Genomic DNA, 15280 nt, shown 5'->3' on the forward strand with positions numbered 1-15280 from the left:
ACAGCTTTGAGGATCTCAAAGTTCAAGTGTTAACGTATCGGCCATGACGACAGCAGTGCGCCTCCTTCACGCCCCGGGCATCCCGCTCGTGGCGCGCCTGCACGTCGATCTCTGCCGCTGTATGTCCGCGGCCTGTTGTCGCCGCGAGTCCTGAGGCCCCGTGCCTCCCCGGCAGCATGCAGCGGCGCCCCGTGCGAGAAGCACGGGCGAGTGCCGCACCCCCGTCCCGTATCGCCATACGCATCAGTGGAGTGTGTCCGTGTCCGCGTCCGCGTCCGTCACCGAGGCCAAGCCCTCGTCCCGGATACCGAAGGTCCCCTTCTGGGCCCAGATCGTCGCCGGTCTGGTGCTCGGCGTCCTGCTCGGGTGGATCGCCCGCAGCCAGGACGTCTCCTGGCTGAAGGAGACCCTCGCGCAGGTCGGCGACATCTTCGTCCAGCTGCTCAAGCTGGCCGTCGCCCCGCTCGTCTTCTTCGCCATCCTGGTGTCCATCACCAACCTGCGGAAGGTGAACAACGCCGCCCGGCTCGCCACCCGCACCCTCCTGTGGTTCATGATCACCTCGCTGATCGCGGTCGCCATCGGCCTCGCCATCGGCCTGATCACCAACCCGGGCGCCGGCACCGGCCTCACCCCGCAGGACGGCAAGCTGCCGAAGCGCGAGGGCTCCTGGATCGACTTCCTCACCGGCATCGTCCCGACGGACGTCATCACGCCCTTCACCGAGCTGAACGTCCTCCAGATCGTCTTCATGGCCGCCGTCGCCGGCATCGCCGCCCTCAAGCTCGGCGACAAGGCCCAGCCGATCCTCACCCTCTCCGAGTCGATCCTGGAGCTCCTCCAGAAGGCCCTGTGGTGGGTCATCCGCCTCGCCCCGCTCGGCACCGTCGGCCTCATCGGCTTCGCCATCGCCGACTACGGCTGGGACCTGATCGGCAAGTACGCGACCTTCACCGCCGACATCTACATCGGCTGCGCCCTGGTCCTCTTCGGCGTCTACCCGCTGCTGCTCGCGACCGTCGCCAAGGTCAACCCGCTCCAGTTCTTCAAGGGCGCCTGGCCCGCCATCCAGCTGGCCTTCGTCTCCCGCTCCTCGGTCGGCACCATGCCGGTCACCCAGAAGGTCACCGAGCGCCTCGGCGTCCCGAAGGAGTACGCCTCCTTCGCCGTCCCGTTCGGCGCCACCACCAAGATGGACGGCTGCGCCGCGATCTACCCGGCGCTCGCCGCGATCTTCATCGCGCAGATCTTCGACGTCCAGCTCGGCATCGGCGACTACCTGCTGATCGCCTTCGTCTCGGTCATCGGCTCCGCCGCCACCGCCGGCCTCACCGGCGCGACGGTCATGCTGACCCTGACCCTCTCCACCCTGGGCCTCCCCCTGGAGGGCGTCGGCCTCCTCATGGCGATCGACCCGATCCTGGACATGGTCAGGACGGCCACGAACGTCGCCGGCCAGGCGCTGGTCCCGGTGATCGTCTCCGCCCGCGAGAAGATCCTCGACGTCGACCGGTACGACGCCGTGACGGCGTCCCCCGTGGACGAGCGCGAGCCGGCGCTTGCGGCCTGAGTCGGCCTGGGAAGCCTTCGTCACCCTCGCCCCGCCCGGGTGAGGGTGAGGGCTGCTACGGATGTTCTATCTGTTCGTAGTCATCTCTGGTCATTCATCTTGTTCGTGTGAGGCTTTCGGAGTGGGCGCGTCGGCAGGGTGTGAGTTACCAGACGGCTTGGCGGTGGGTGCGGGACGGGAAGATGCCTGTCCCGGTCCGTCAGGCGCCTTCGGGTACGTGGCTGGTCGATGAGCCCGCTGTCCGGCCATCCGGCCGGGTGGTGGTGTACTGCCGGGTCTCGTCAGTGGAACAGAAGCCGGATCTTGACCGGCAGGTGGCCCGGGTGGTCCACGGGGCCACGGGTTTGGGACTGTCGGTCGCGGAAGTCGTGACTGAGGTCGGTTCGGGACTGGACGGGCGGCGGCGCAAACTGCACCTCATCCTGTCCGATCCGGACGCCGCCGTGATCGTGGTGGAACACCGGGACCGGCTGGCCCGGTTCGGTGTAGAGCACCTGGAGGCCGTACTGACGGCGTCGGGGCGACGGCTGGTCGTCCTCGATCCTGTCGGGACCGGTGAGGCTGTCGAGTGAAGAAGTTCCGGCCGCGACCCGGGTTCGTGGTGAAGGCGTTCCGGTTCGCGCTGGACCCGAACGCCGCCCAGGAACAGGCGCTCCGCTCGCACTGCGGCGCAGCCCGTGCCGCGTACAACTGGGCCGTGGCGTGGGTGACCGCGTCGTGGTGGCAACGCGGGGCCGAGGAGACGTACGGCATCCCCGAGAGGGAGCTGACGTCGTGGCGGCCGTGGTCGCTGCCGTCCCTGCGGAAGGCGTTCAACGAGGCCAAGAAGGTTGATCAGAGGTTCGCCGACTGGTGGGAGGAGAACTCCAAGGAGGCGTACGGCACCGGCCTGGCGAACGCCGCCGCCGCGTTCGACAACTACGCCAAGTCGAAGAACGGGAAGCGGCGCGGCAAGAGGGTGGGTGCGCCTCGGTTCAAGGCGAAGCGGAAGGCGCGTCCGGCGTGCCGGTTCACCACCGGCACCATCCGTGTCGAGGGCGACGGCCGGCATGTGACGCTGCCGAGGCTGGGCACGATCCGTACCCATGAGCCCACCGTGAAACTCCTGGCCCGCGTCCAGGCCGGGACGGCCCGCATCCTGTCGGCGACCGTGCGCCACGAGCGGGGGCGCTGGTTTGCCTCCTTCCAGGCCGAGGTGAAGCGGGATCTCGTCCGTGTCGCCCGTCCCGTAGCCGCCGTGGGCGTGGATCTCGGCGTGAAGTCCCTCGCGGTGCTGGCCGAATCGACCGGCGAGATCCGCACCGTGCCCAGCCCGAAGCACTACGACCAAGCGCTGAAGCCGCTGCGCCGGGCTTCCCGGACCGTGTCCCGCCGCCAGGGGCCCGACCGCCGTACCGGCCGCAAGCCGTCGAAGCGGTGGGAGAAGGCCAGCGCGGCCCGCAACAAGATCCACCACCGGGTGGCGAACCTGCGGGCCGATGCCCTGCACAAACTCACCACCGCGCTGGCGGCCGAATACGGCACCATCGTGATCGAGGACCTCAATGCCGCCGGGATGCTCTGCAACCGGCGTCTGGCCCGCCGGATCGCGGACGCCGGGTTCGGCGAGATCCGGCGCCAGCTCGGCTACAAGACCCGCCAACGGCACGGCACCCGCCTCGTGGTCGCCGACCGCTGGTACCCGTCTTCAAAGACCTGTTCCGGCTGCGGCGCGGTGAAAGCCAAGCTGCCGCTGCATGTCCGGACCTACGAGTGCGACGCCTGCGGCCTGGTCATCGACCGGGACGACAACGCCGGGCTCAACCTCGTCGCCCTCGCGGCGACACGTACGACCGGTACCGGAGTGGCCGGAGACCGGGACACCCCAGCGGTGTCGAAGCCTCGTGGAGCCGACCAGAAGACCCGCACCACCCGCCGCGGCCGCAAGGCCACGGCGGGGCGGGCAGACGGCGCGATCCCCGCCCCGCGCGGGAAGGAAACGAGAGACCGTCCTCAAACCGAAGCCCTGACGCTCTGGTGACGAGACGGACCTTCCGGGCCGAAAAGCTCGGAATGCCGAGACCTGACTGCGGCCTTGGCAACGGCACGTAGGCTTTGCGGGGCGTGCGGGTGATCATGGAAACCGAGGCGGGCACGGGGTGGGGAGAGACGTGGCGGGGACCAAGAGGCTGCCGCGGGCCGTGCGGGAGCGGCAGATGATGGACGCCGCCGTGGCCTGTTTCGCGCGGCAGGGGTACCAGGCGGCGTCGATGGACGAGATCGCCGAGCTGGCCGGGGTGTCGAAGCCGCTGGTGTACCTGTACCTGAACTCCAAGGAGGAGCTGTTCACCGCCTGCATCCGGCGGGAGGCGGAGGCGCTGCTCGGGGCCGTGGCCGAGGTGGTCGGCGACACCGCCGCGCCGCCGGACGAGCGGTTGTGGGCGGGGCTGCTCGCGTTCTTCGGGCACGCCGCCGACCATCCGGACGCCTGGGCCGTGCTCAGTCGGCACGCGCGGACGCAGGGGGAGCCGTTCGCGACCGAGGCGGCGCGGATGCGGGAGGAGATCGCCGCCTTCGTGACCGGGCTGATCGGCGAGGCCGCGCGGGCCGCGCACGGGCCGGTCGCGATCGGCGAGCGGGACGTGGCGGCGCTGGCGCAGGCCCTGGTCGGGTCCGCCGAGTCGCTGGCGACCTGGGCCAACGAGACGCCCGGGGTGACCGCGCGCGAGGCGGCCGCCACGCTGATGAACTTCGCCTGGTCCGGGCTCGGAAACCTCATGAAAAACCAACGCTGGTCTCCCCGTTGAGCCTTACCGCACAGTAAGGTTACCGGCTAGTCAGACCTCAGGACCCGCACGGCCGCACGCCTCCGCTCCACGCCGCACGCCTCCGCTCCACACGCACGCCTCCGCTCCACGACGCACGACCTACGTCCATCGCGCAGACCGAGGAGCCGCCCGTGTCGACCGACCTCGCCCTCATCCGCGTCGACGGCCGCGTGCGCGAGGTCTCCGCGCCCGCCCTCGTCCCCCGGGTGGACCGCGGCTCCCTCGCCGACCTGCCGTACGACAACGCCCGGCAGCACCCCGACACCGTCGTCTTCTCCCGGAAGGACCCCGAGGACGGCGGCTGGAAGGACGTCACCGCCGCCCGCTTCGCCGCCGAGGTCCACTCCGTCGCCAAGGGCCTCATCGCCCACGGGCTGCGCCCCGGCGACCGGCTCGCGCTGATGGCCCGCACCACCTACGAGTGGACCCTCCTCGACTTCGCCGCCTGGGCCGCCGGGCTCGTCACCGTCCCCGTCTACCCGACCGCCTCCGCCTTCCAGACCCGCTGGATCCTCCAGGACTCCGGCGCCGTCGCCTGCGTCGTCGAGGACGCCGGGCAGGGCCGGACGGTCTCCGCCGAGCGCCGACAGCTGCCGGGCCTCCGCCACCTCTGGGTCCTCGACGCCGGGGCGGTGCGGCAGCTGCGCGAGGCGGGGGCGCGCGTACCCGACGAGACCGTGACCGCCCGGCGCGGACTGCTCACCCCGGACACCCTCGCCACCCTCGTCTACACCTCCGGCACCACCGGCCGGCCCAAGGGCTGCGCCCTCACCCACGCCAACTTCTTCGCCGAGGTCGACAACGCGATCCGGCTGCTCCACCCGGTCTTCGCCCCCGAGGGCGGCGAGCCGCCGTCCACCCTGCTCTTCCTGCCGCTGTCGCACGTCTTCGGGCGGATGGTGGCGGTCGGCTGCGTCCGGGCGCGGGTACGGGTCGGGCACGCGCCCTCGGTGGAGGGCGACGCCCTCCTCGACGACCTGGCGGCCTTCCGGCCCACCTTCCTCCTCGCGATCCCGTACGTGATGGAGAAGGTCTACAACCGCGCCCGGGCCACCGCCGAACGATCCGGGAAGGGCGCCGCCTTCGACCGGGCCGCGCGGGCCGCCCGCCGCTTCGGGCAGACCGACGCGCCCTCGCTCCCGGTGCGGGCCGCCCGCGCCCTGTACGACCCGCTGGTCTACCGGCGGATCCGGGCGGCGCTCGGCGGCCGGGTGCGGTACGTGATCTGCGGCGGCTCGCCGCTCGGCGTGCGGCTCGCGGAGTTCTTCCGGGGCGCCGGCGTCGAGGTCTTCGAGGGGTACGGCCTGACCGAGACCACCGCCGCGTCCACCGTCACCCCGCCGCTCGCGCCCCGCACCGGCACGGTCGGCCTGCCGCTGCCCGGCACGGGCGTGCGGATCGCCGACGACGGGGAGGTGTGGCTGCGCGGCCCGCACGTCTTCGCCGGCTACTGGGACGCGCAGCGCGGCACCGCCGTCCCGTACACCGACGAGGGCTGGTTCCCCACCGGCGACCTCGGCGACCTCGACGAGGACGGCTACCTCACCATCACCGGCCGCAAGAAGGACCTCCTGATCACCTCGGCCGGCAAGAACGTCGCCCCCGCGCCGCTGGAGGACTGGCTGCGGGCCCATCCGCTGGTCGCCCAGTGCATGGTCGTCGGCGACAACCGGCCGTACGTCTCCGCGCTGATCACCCTCGACCACGAGGGCCTCGCCCACTGGCGGCGGATGCGGCGGAAGGACCACCTGGCGCTGTGGGAGCTGGCCCGCGACGAGGAACTCCTCGCCGTGGTGCAGAAGGCGGTGGACGACGCCAACCGGCTGGTCTCGCGGGCCGAGTCGATCCGCGCCTTCCGGGTGCTGACCACCGAGTTCTCCGAGACCTCGGGGCACCTCACGCCGTCGCTGAAGCTCAAACGGCGGGCGGTGCTGCGGGACTTCGCGCGGGAGGTCGAGGAGATGTACGGGCCGGAGTACGAGTGAGGGCGGCGGGGACGCCCGCGGGGGCGTCCCCGCGGGCCGCGCTCACACCGTGAGCGGCACCTCGTGGATCTCGTCGGCCGCGTGACCGGTCCGCTGGTGGATCCGCTGCACGGCGTCGGCGGAGGGGCCCGTCGACAGGCAGTAGACCGTGCCGGACGCGGGGTCCGCCCACGCCTTCTGGAAGTGGACCCCTTCCTCCTTCTCGATGGCGAGATCGGCGCGGTGGGCCTCCAGGAGCTGGTCCTTCGTGATCCCGACCATGCCGCGGTGCACGTCCATGTAGGTGGCCATGGTTCTCACACCTCCCTTTCCATGGTGCGCCCTCAGGGCCAGAGCAGCTCCCTGGCCCAGCCGGCGGGGGCCCCGGGGTCCCGGCGGTAGCGGAGGCGGAGGTGGCGGCGGCGGGCGTCGCCCTGGAAGAACTCGACCTCGGCCGGTTCGACCACGTACAGGGTCCAGGTGGGGACGTCGGCGTCCGGTTCGGCCTCGGCGCGGCGCCAGGCCGCGTCGCCGGCCTCCGCGAGGGCCTCGGGGGAGTCGAGGGGTTCGCTCTGGCGGCCGGTGAGGGCGGCGGCCAGGGCGCCGGTGGTGCGGGCGTGCAGGTCCGCGTACGCCTCCTCGCGGCTCGCGGTGGTGACGTGGCCCCGGACACGGACCTGGCGGCCCTGGACCGGCCAGTAGAAGCCGAGCGCGGCCTCCGGGCGGGCGGCGAGCTGGCGGCCCTTGGCGCTGGTGGCGTGCGAGGCGAAGTGCCAGCCGCGGGCGTCGGCGTCGTGCAGCATCACCGTCCGGACGTCGGGGCGGCCGTCCTCGCCGGCCGTGGCCAGCGAGAGCGTGTGCGGTTCGGTCTGGCCGGCGGCCACGGCCGCGAGGAACCACTCGTGGAAGAGGGGGAGGGGTTCGGGCGGGGCGGTCGCCGGATCGAACGCGGGCAGCTCGGTGTCCCAGACGCGCAGCGAGCGCAGGGCGTGATGGAAGTCGCTCATGCGGTGAGCGTAGGCGGGGCGGGACGACGGCCCGCGACGACCGGCGGGGCAGGGCGGTCAGTCGCGGCCCAGGATCACCGTGCCCGAGGAGCAGAACCAGCCGCCCGTGCCGGAGGCGAGGGCCAGGGCGGGGAGGCTGCCGTCGGGGCGGCGGACCTGGAGGCCGGGCGCTTCGCCGCGGAGCTGGCGGACCGCTTCCACGAGGAGGAAGAGGCCCCGCATGCCGGGGTGGCAGGCGGAGAGCCCGCCGCCGTCCGTGTTGACCGGCACCGCGGACTTGTCCGTGACGTACGCCCCGCCCTCGCCCTTGCCGCAGAAGCCGAGGTCCTCCAGGGTCACCAGCGTCATGTAGGTGAAGGCGTCGTAGATCTCGGCGACGTCGATGTCGGCGGGGGTGACGCCGGCCCGTTCGAAGGCGAGGCGTCCGCTGACCGCGGCGGGGGAGACGGTGAAGTCCGCCCACTCGGACATCGTCGTGTGAGAGGTGTGCTCGCCGGCGCCGAGGATCCAGACCGGCGCCTTCCGCGTGTCCGCCACGTACTCCTCCGCGACGAGCAGCACCGCGCAGCCGCCGTCGCTGCGGATGCAGCAGTGCAGTTTGGTGAAGGGGTCGGCGATCATCGGGCCGGAGAGGACGTCGTCGACGGTGATCGGGTCGCGGAACATCGCCTCGGGGTTCAGCGCCGCGTGCGCCCGCGCCCGGACGGCGACCTCTGCGAGCTGCTCCAGGGTCGTGCCGTACGCGTGCATGTGACGGCGGGCGGCCATCGCGTACTTGGCGACCAGGGTGTGCCCGTACGGGACCTCGAACTGGAGCGGACCGCGCGCGCCGAAGGAGAGGTTGGCGGTGCGGCGGCGCGCCTTGATGTCGGCGCGCGCGGTGGAGCCGTACACGAGCAGCACCGCGTTGGCGCGGCCCGCGGCGATGGCGTCGGCGGCGTGGGCGGCCATGACCTCCCAGGTGGCGCCGCCGACCGTGGTGGAGTCCATCCAGGTGGGGCGCAGGCCCAGGTACTCGGCGACCTCGACCGGGGCGAGCGTGCCGAGCCCGGCGGAGGCGAGGCCGTCGACGAGCGAGCGGTCGAGGCCGCTGTCGGCGAGGGCGCGGCGGGCCGCCTGGGCGTGCAGCGCGTAGGGGGTGGCCTCGTCGACCCGGCCGCAGTCGGAGAGCGCGACGCCGGCGACGGCGACCCGGCGGCGGCCGGGGGGAGCGGTGCGCATGGAAGCGGTCATGAATCTGACGGTACATCAGATCTCCGCGATCGGGACCCGCGTCGCTCTGGGCAACCGTCCCTCCTCCGCCCTAGCATGACGGCCCGTCAGATACGGAGGGAGCCCCATGGACACCGCCGACGGCGCGGACCCCGCCACGCTCACCGAAGAACAGCGGCTCACCGAAGAACAGCGGCTCACCGAAGAACAGCGGCTCACCGAAGAACAGCTCACCGCTGAGCACCGGGAGATCCGCCGCACCCTGCGGAACCTGCTCGACCAGCACGCCGGCCCCCCGACCGGCACCGCCCCCGAGGGATACGCCCCCGAGGGGTACGACCCCGCCCTGTGGGCCCGGATGTCCGGCGAACTCGGCCTCGCCCGCCTCGCCCTCCCCGGGCTCGCCCTCGCCTGCGAGGAGACCGGACGCGCCCTCGCCCCCTCCCCGCTCCTCGCCACCGGCGTCCTCACCGCCCCCCTCGTCGCCGCCCTCGGCACCCCCGCCCAGCGCGCCGACCTGCTGCCCCGCATCGCCGACGGCAGCCTCACCTGCGCCCTCGCCGTCCCCGGCGGCTCCCTCGCCCACGCCCTCGGGCTCACCGGCGACAACACCACCGGCGCCTGGTCCGGCGACGGCCGGGCCGGCGGCGTCCAGGCCCGCCCGGCCCCCGACGGAACCCCGGGCGGCTGGCTCCTCTACGGCGAGGCCGACCAGGTCCTCGACGGGCACAGCGCCGGACTGCTCCTCGTCGCCGCCCACACCGGCGGCTTCGCCCGCAGCCGTACGCTCCTCTACCTGGTCCGTACGGAGGACGCGGGCCCCGGACTCGTCCGCGCCCGGCACGCCGGCCTCGACCCCACCCGCTCCCCGGCCGGCGTCCAGCTCCGCGACGTCCCGGCCGCACTGCTCGGCGAGGACCCCGCCGACCCCGCCGACATCACCCGCGCCCTCGCCGCCGCCGGCCGCGCCGCCGCCGTCCTGCTCGCCGCCGAGGCCGTCGGAGCCGCCCGCGCCGCCCTGGACGGCGCCCTCCGCCACGTCACCGCCCGCGACCGGCACCGCCTCGCCGACCTGCACCTCCGGATCGAGACCGCCCGGACGCTCACCCACTGCGCAGCCCGCGAACCGGGGCCCGGACCCGAGAGCGGCCCCCTCGCCCTCGCCCAGGCCCTCGACATCCTCCGCGCCGCCGCGGGCGAAGCCGTACCGCCGCGCGAGGCCGACCGCTACGGCCGCCGCGCCGCCGCCGACGAGCTCCTCTTCGGCCCCGCCGGACGGCTCAGGGCCCGCGCGGCGGAACGCACCGGACTCCTCGGCGGGGCGGCCGCCTGATGCCCACCGGAACGAAGATCGGGGTGAGGCTCGTCCAGAAGGTCTCCTCGACCCGGGCCTTCGCCCGCGTCGCCCCGCACGTCATCCCCGCCCTCGACAAGGCCGTCCACCGCCTGAGCAGGGGAAAGACGCTGCTCAGCACCCAGATGCTGCCCGGCGTCGTGCTCACCGCCAAGGGCGCGAAGAGCGGACGGACCCGGACCACCCCACTCGCCTGCATGCCGGAGCCCGACCGGGGGACCTGGCTGCTCATCGGCTCCAACTTCGGCCGCCCCGGCCACCCCGCCTGGACGGCCAACCTGCTCGCCCACCCGGACGCCGAGATCAGCTGGAAGGGCGAGACCATCCCCGTACGGGCCGAACGGCTGACGGGGGAGGACCGGGCGGCCGCCTGGCAGGCGGCCCTCGCGTTCTGGCCCCCGTACGCCTCCTACCAGGCCCGGATCGACCGCGAGATCCGGCTCTTCCGCCTCACCCGCAGATGACCCGGAAAGGGTCCGGACACGACGACGCCGACGGCGGTCCCGCCCCACGAGGGGCGGCGGCCGGCGTCGGCGTCGACGACAGGACGGGTGAAGGAGAAGGCTCCGGGCGGTCCGCCCGGCGGTGACGTCGGGGCTATCTCACCGGCTTCTTGCCGGTGATGCCCAGATGCACCAACAGGGCCAGGTTCGGCTTGAGTTCGGCCTGCTTCACACCCCAGGTGGTGAAGCCCTTCTGGTGGCCGGCGACCGAGGCCAGCATCGCCACGAGCGAGCCCGCCATCGCCGCGGCGCTGACCTCCTTGTCGACCTTGCCCTTGGCCTGGAGCTCCTTCACCGCGTCCGTCAGGGAGTTGGTGACCGAGTTCAGGATCTTCATACGGATCTTGTAGAACCGCTTGTCGCCCTCCGCGGCGCCGAGGTCCACGACCCGCAGGATGGCGTCGTGCTTCCGCCAGAAGTCGAGGAAGCCGTCGACGAGTTCCTCGGAGGTCTGCCAGGCCGCCTTGCCGACCCAGGAGCGCCCGGAGACCAGCTCGGTCAACCCGGCGCCCTCCTTCGCCATTTCCTCCGCGAGCTCCAGGACGGCGCCCTCGACGTCCGGGAAGTACTGATAGAACGTCGCGGGTGAAGTACCCGCCTTCCGGGCCACGTCGATCACCTTGACGTCCCGGTACGGCGAGGAGCTGAGCATCTCACCGAGGCAGTCGAGCAGCTTCTGCCGCGTCGCCTGGCCGCGTCGTCCGGCCACGCGGCCGTCGACGGTGCGTACTTGTCCTGTCATGCCGTCAGCTTACCGAGGGGGGATCGGCGCGCGATTCGGCCGACTGCAAATGGGGTGCACCCCGTTCCCCGAGGTCGGCGGGGGTCTCCTCGGCGGGTCGCGGGACCGGTTCCGGCCACGCCGCCCGCACCCCGCCCCGTACCGCTTCTTATGAACAGCCTGTGGACAACGCCGGTGGACGCCGCCGCCCCGGACGGCGCACACCGGAGCGCGCCCCCGCCCCCGCCGCCCTAGCGTGGAGGCATGGCCGTATACACAGAGGGCACCCCCTGCTGGGTGGACGCGCAGCTCCCCGACCTGGAGGCGGGCAAGCGCTTCTACGGCGAGCTCTTCGGCTGGACCTTCGACGACGACCGCGACGAGGCCCTGCTGGACGGCCGCCGGGTCGCCGGGCTCCTCCCCAAGCGGGACGGCCGCATGCCCACCACCTGGACCGTCTACCTCGCCACCAAGGACGCCGGCACCGTCGCCGCCCGGGTGAAGGCGGCCGGCGGGCAGATGGTCATGGAGCCGTACCCCGTCGGCCCCTTCGGCGTCCTCGCCCTCGCCGCCGACCCCGGCGGCGCCGTCATCGGCCTGCGCCAGTCCGGCGACGACGACGGCTTCGAGGTCGTGAACGAACCCGGCTCGTTCTGCTGGATGGAGGTCTACACCCGCCGCCCCGGGCCCGTGGACACCTTCTACGCCTCCGTCTTCGGCTGGCTCGGCCGACAGGCCGACCCCGCCGAGGAGGGCAAGGAGCCCGGCTTCGACTACCGCGTCTGGTCCCCGCCCGGCTCCCGCTCCGGCGACGACAGCGCCTTCGGCGGCCGGGCCGTGATCACCGACGCCTTCCCCGCCGAGATGCCCGGCCACGTCCTCGTCTACTTCGCCGTCCGCGACTGCGACGAGGCGTGCGCCACCACCGTCCGCCTCGGCGGCCGCGTCACCGAACCCCCCGCCGACACCCCCTACGGCCGGATCGCCGTCCTCCACGACAACCAGGGCGCCCGCTTCGCCGTCCTCGCCGAACCCATCCCCGCCGACTCCCTCGCCGCCCCCCGGGAGTCCGCCGCCCTCTCCACCGACACGGTCCCCCTCGGCGTCCCGACACCCCCCACCTCCACCCTCTCGGAGCCACCCTCCGAGGGGTGAGCGTTCCGCTCCGTATGACCTGTGACACCGTCGCTCACCAGTGGGACAGGAGCGTGGACCGGACCCGCTCCTGGTCACTGCGGACGTCCCGAACGGTTGGGGACGCCCTGGTCGCCCGCTTTCCCTCCGTGTCCGGTGGCACACATCGTGTGTGTGTTCCGGGAGCAGGAGGGCGGGTTTCCTCACGCCCTGTGGCGCCCGGTCGGGCCTGGACGGTCCGATGCCCCTGCTCATCACTCCGGTGAGCAGGGGGCGGTGCCGTTCGACGCCTGATCGGGTGCCCCAGGGCGCGTCTTCCGATGGCCACCGCCGCAGCCTGGTGGCGGGTGGTCCGGCGGGTTGTGGTGGAGAGGGGGCGCTGCCAGTGCTCGGCGCCCCAGCGGGAGGTGTACGCGGGGTCGACGGCGACGACGGCGATGCCGAATTCTGCGGCCATCGTCACGAGCCGGGCGCGGAGCCTGGCCACCGGCATGCCGGAGACCAGCGCGCGGAACCGCTTGTGCCGGCCGTGCTTCTCCCGGGTCTTCTCCGCCTGGAAGTCGAGGTCCTCGACAGCGACCGCGAGCCCGTGCCGGCGGGCCCAATGAAGGAGTCGGGTCAGGGCATGGCGGAGCTGGGCGTCGCGGTGGCCAGTGGTACCGGACAGGTCGTACGCGAAGGTCCGCGGCGCGCCGACGGGGTTGCCGTGGCGGTCGAGACGCCAAGCGGCGAGGTGATCGGCGTTGGTGTCGACCCCCACCACCCCTCGGGAGAGGGCGACGTCGAGGGGGACGGTCCTCGTGGGCGGGATCTGCCAGGATGCGGTCAGGTACCAGCGTCCGCGTGCGGTGTCGTGGTGGGCGCGGTACGCGACCGCCCGGTCGCCTGCGACGCGGTCGGCCCACTCCTCGCCCCGGTGACGGAAGACCGCACGGCAGGCGAAGACGTACCGGCCGCGCGGAGCGTTCGCCAGGCCGGCGAGCGGCCCGGGCAGCTTGATGGACACCTCGCCGTCGGGGGTGACGCGGATCGTCTCGTTTCCGAACCGCTTGCCCGACTCCCCGTCCGCCTGGAGAAACCAGCGCTCCGCCTCCCAGCGCCGACGCCACTGTTCGACGGTGAGCTGAGCGGCGTCGAGATGGTGACGGTTCCGGGCCAGCTTCTTCCCGCCCCGGACGACCCGGACCCGCCCGGCTCCGTGGTTCGCCCGCTCCCGCGCCAGCCGGTCCTCCAGTACGCGCAGACGGCGGGCCTTCGCGTGCCACTCCCGACGCGACCGGTAGCCGCCCGGGGCCCGTCCGCTGCCCTTCTCACCCACCGGCAGGGACAACCGGTACGCGACCGTCCGCACTCCCGCTTCCAGATCCCGGACGTACGCCCACTGGTTGCGCCGAGCAAGCGCCCACTGTTCGTGCGTGGCCTTGGTCACTGCCCCGGCCCACCGCGACGACGACTCCGCGGTCAACGCCCGCTTCCGCCCGGCCCACGATTCCGCGGAGTGCTCAAGCCCGTCCTCGCACCGGCGTCTGAGGTCGCGCGAGGCCAGCGAGCCGAGGTGGGCGCCGACCAGGCGCAGCACCTCGGCGTCTTGGGCCGTCAGCTGTTTGAGGCTGGTACGGATCGTGACACCGGAAGGGCCCGGGGCCACGTACGGTGCCGCCATCGCCCGCAGACCACCCACCACACATCACCCCAGCCGTGACCGCACACCCCGTCCCCCGTCACAGCCAACGACCACCCCTCCGGAGGGTCACGCATTCGGTGACGGAACCCCTGTTCTCCTTCTTCTCGTAGCCACCGACCACAGGCCCGCGTACTCACTCACCCCTGCCGGAAACCCTCATGCACGCGCGCTGGTGCGTGGTTCGCCACTCCGATCCGCCCCCGGGTTCGCAACAAGGGCTCCGGACAGGAAGAATCAGCCCCCAGGGCCGTACCGTCATGGCCCGTACGGGGAGGTGGCAGGCAAGTGGAACAGCTGACGCAGCACGACCCGAGACGCATCGGGCCCTTCGAGGTGCTGGGCCGGCTCGGCGCGGGCGGCATGGGTCTGGTCTATCTCGCGCGGTCGGCGTCCGGCCGGCGCGTGGCGATCAAGACCGTGCGCACGGAGCTCGCGGAGGACCAGCTGTTCCGGGTCCGCTTCACCCGGGAGGTCGAGGCCGCCCGGGCGGTGTCCGGGTTCTACACGGCCGCCGTCGTCGACGCCGACCCGCGCGCCGCCGTGCCGTGGCTGGCGACCGCGTACGTCCCGGCGCCGTCGCTGGAAGAGATAGTGAACGAGTGCGGGCCGCTCCCGGCCCAGGCCGTCCGCTGGCTCGCCGCCGGCGTCGCCGAGGCCCTGCAGTCCATCCACGGCGCCGGGCTCGTCCACCGCGACCTCAAGCCGTCCAACGTGCTCGTCGTCGAGGACGGGCCCCGGGTGATCGACTTCGGCATCGCGTCCGGCGTCTCCAACACACGGCTGACGATGACCAACGTCGCCGTGGGCACCCCGGCCTACATGTCGCCCGAGCAGGCCCGCGACTCGCGCAGCGTCACCGGCGCCAGCGACGTCTTCTCGCTCGGCTCCATGCTGGTCTTCGCCGCCACCGGGCACGCGCCCTTCCACGGCGCCAACCCGGTGGAGACCGTCTTCATGCTGCTCCGCGAGGGTCCCGACCTGGAAGGGCTGCCGGACGAGCTGCGGCCGCTCATCGAGGCGTGCATGCAGATGGACGTGGCCCAGCGGCCGAGCCCGGCCGACCTCCAGGCCATGCTCGCCCCGCACCTCTTCGGTCCCGGCAGCGACGACAGCGGCACCGCCTCCGCGTGGCTGCCGGAGAGCGCCGTCACCATGATCGAGACCCGGCGCGGCGGCCGGCCGGCCCCGCAGCCGCCGGTCACCCCGCCGCCGATGCCGCCGCGCCCGCCCGTCCCGTACGACGGCCGCGATCCGCGCGACCCGGAGCCCGCGCACGCGGGCGGCCGGCACGCCGGTCCGGCGGAGCAGTCCGGCGGTCCGGTGC

The 15280-nt window shown here is 73.0% G+C and carries 14 protein-coding genes; 9 read left to right on the forward strand and 5 right to left on the reverse strand.

The genetic code is table 11. From position 1 onward, the window contains the following. The first annotated feature begins 259 nt into the window (after window positions 1-259). The 5 genes from ACFW1I_RS20890 to ACFW1I_RS20910 all read left to right on the forward strand — a co-directional run bounded on the left by ACFW1I_RS20890 (window position 260) and on the right by ACFW1I_RS20910 (window position 6362). Complete coding sequence (locus ACFW1I_RS20890) at window positions 260-1570, forward strand: dicarboxylate/amino acid:cation symporter (protein WP_384672002.1); 1311 nt, start codon at window positions 260-262, stop codon at window positions 1568-1570. 107 nt (window positions 1571-1677) lie between these two features. After that, window positions 1678-2142, forward strand: a complete 465-nt coding sequence (locus tag ACFW1I_RS20895) for an IS607 family transposase (RefSeq protein WP_384672004.1) — start codon at window positions 1678-1680, stop codon at window positions 2140-2142. Then, entirely contained in the window at window positions 2139-3590 is a 1452-nt protein-coding gene (tnpB, locus tag ACFW1I_RS20900) for an IS607 family element RNA-guided endonuclease TnpB (RefSeq protein WP_384672007.1), read from the forward strand. Before ACFW1I_RS20895 ends, tnpB begins: the two co-directional genes overlap by 4 nt. A 148-nt stretch (window positions 3591-3738) precedes the next feature. Then, window positions 3739-4356 carry a TetR/AcrR family transcriptional regulator gene (locus tag ACFW1I_RS20905; RefSeq protein WP_384672036.1) on the forward strand — a complete coding sequence of 206 codons (618 nt, stop codon included), beginning with the start codon at window positions 3739-3741 and terminating at the stop codon, window positions 4354-4356. 152 nt (window positions 4357-4508) lie between these two features. Continuing rightward, window positions 4509-6362, forward strand: a complete 1854-nt coding sequence (locus ACFW1I_RS20910) for an AMP-dependent synthetase/ligase (RefSeq protein ID WP_384672009.1) — start codon at window positions 4509-4511, stop codon at window positions 6360-6362. 42 nt (window positions 6363-6404) lie between these two features. Here ACFW1I_RS20910 and ACFW1I_RS20915 read toward each other — a convergent pair whose 3' ends face one another. The 3 genes from ACFW1I_RS20915 to ACFW1I_RS20925 are packed head-to-tail and all read right to left on the reverse strand — an operon-like array spanning window position 6405 to window position 8581. Then, window positions 6405-6653 carry an SCO4226 family nickel-binding protein gene (locus ACFW1I_RS20915; protein ID WP_384672012.1) on the reverse strand — a complete coding sequence of 83 codons (249 nt, stop codon included), beginning with the start codon at window positions 6651-6653 and terminating at the stop codon, window positions 6405-6407. 32 nt (window positions 6654-6685) lie between these two features. Next, window positions 6686-7348 (reverse strand): pyridoxal 5'-phosphate synthase, encoded by a 663-nt coding sequence (locus ACFW1I_RS20920; protein WP_384672014.1) that lies wholly within the window; start codon window positions 7346-7348, stop codon window positions 6686-6688. A gap of 57 nt (window positions 7349-7405) precedes the next feature. Further along, entirely contained in the window at window positions 7406-8581 is a 1176-nt protein-coding gene (locus ACFW1I_RS20925) for an acetyl-CoA acetyltransferase (protein ID WP_384672016.1), read from the reverse strand. Window positions 8582-8687: 106 nt separating this feature from the next. Here ACFW1I_RS20925 and ACFW1I_RS20930 point away from each other — a divergent pair, with 106 nt between their 5' ends. Further along, window positions 8688-9893 (forward strand): acyl-CoA dehydrogenase family protein, encoded by a 1206-nt coding sequence (locus tag ACFW1I_RS20930; protein WP_384672018.1) that lies wholly within the window; start codon window positions 8688-8690, stop codon window positions 9891-9893. Beyond that, window positions 9893-10378 carry a nitroreductase family deazaflavin-dependent oxidoreductase gene (locus ACFW1I_RS20935; RefSeq protein WP_384672021.1) on the forward strand — a complete coding sequence of 162 codons (486 nt, stop codon included), beginning with the start codon at window positions 9893-9895 and terminating at the stop codon, window positions 10376-10378. The genes ACFW1I_RS20930 and ACFW1I_RS20935 overlap by 1 nt, the downstream gene beginning before the upstream one ends. 133 nt (window positions 10379-10511) lie before the next feature. Here ACFW1I_RS20935 and ACFW1I_RS20940 read toward each other — a convergent pair whose 3' ends face one another. Further along, the gene (locus tag ACFW1I_RS20940) at window positions 10512-11159 is read right to left on the reverse strand and encodes a TetR family transcriptional regulator (RefSeq protein WP_360313073.1); all 648 of its coding nucleotides are present in this window, start codon (window positions 11157-11159) and stop codon (window positions 10512-10514) included. A gap of 243 nt (window positions 11160-11402) precedes the next feature. Here ACFW1I_RS20940 and ACFW1I_RS20945 point away from each other — a divergent pair, with 243 nt between their 5' ends. Further along, window positions 11403-12293 (forward strand): VOC family protein, encoded by an 891-nt coding sequence (locus tag ACFW1I_RS20945; RefSeq protein WP_384672023.1) that lies wholly within the window; start codon window positions 11403-11405, stop codon window positions 12291-12293. 34 nt (window positions 12294-12327) lie between these two features. On the opposite strand, the gene ACFW1I_RS20950 is transcribed toward ACFW1I_RS20945, so the two are convergent. Beyond that, complete coding sequence (locus ACFW1I_RS20950) at window positions 12328-13953, reverse strand: IS200/IS605 family accessory protein TnpB-related protein (protein WP_384672026.1); 1626 nt, start codon at window positions 13951-13953, stop codon at window positions 12328-12330. Window positions 13954-14241: 288 nt separating this feature from the next. Here ACFW1I_RS20950 and ACFW1I_RS20955 point away from each other — a divergent pair. Further along, the coding region (locus ACFW1I_RS20955; protein ID WP_384672028.1) for a serine/threonine-protein kinase at window positions 14242-15280 on the forward strand (1039 nt) is incomplete at its 3' end.

Origin of the sequence: Streptomyces sp. NPDC058955 (assembly GCF_042741435.1) — a bacterium.
Classification (GTDB): domain Bacteria; phylum Actinomycetota; class Actinomycetes; order Streptomycetales; family Streptomycetaceae; genus Streptomyces.

What these genes read in the sequence shown, in the direction of transcription:
- ACFW1I_RS20920 (WP_384672014.1), bottom strand. Translation starts at nt 7,348, where the DNA reads ATGAGCGACTTCCATCACGCCCTGCGCTCGCTGCGCGTCTGGGACACC.
- ACFW1I_RS20925 (WP_384672016.1), bottom strand. Translation starts at nt 8,581, where the DNA reads ATGACCGCTTCCATGCGCACCGCTCCCCCCGGCCGCCGCCGGGTCGCC.
- ACFW1I_RS20915 (WP_384672012.1), bottom strand. Translation starts at nt 6,653, where the DNA reads ATGGCCACCTACATGGACGTGCACCGCGGCATGGTCGGGATCACGAAG.
- ACFW1I_RS20935 (WP_384672021.1), top strand. Translation starts at nt 9,893, where the DNA reads ATGCCCACCGGAACGAAGATCGGGGTGAGGCTCGTCCAGAAGGTCTCC.
- ACFW1I_RS20940 (WP_360313073.1), bottom strand. Translation starts at nt 11,159, where the DNA reads ATGACAGGACAAGTACGCACCGTCGACGGCCGCGTGGCCGGACGACGC.
- ACFW1I_RS20930 (WP_384672018.1), top strand. Translation starts at nt 8,688, where the DNA reads ATGGACACCGCCGACGGCGCGGACCCCGCCACGCTCACCGAAGAACAG.
- ACFW1I_RS20945 (WP_384672023.1), top strand. Translation starts at nt 11,403, where the DNA reads ATGGCCGTATACACAGAGGGCACCCCCTGCTGGGTGGACGCGCAGCTC.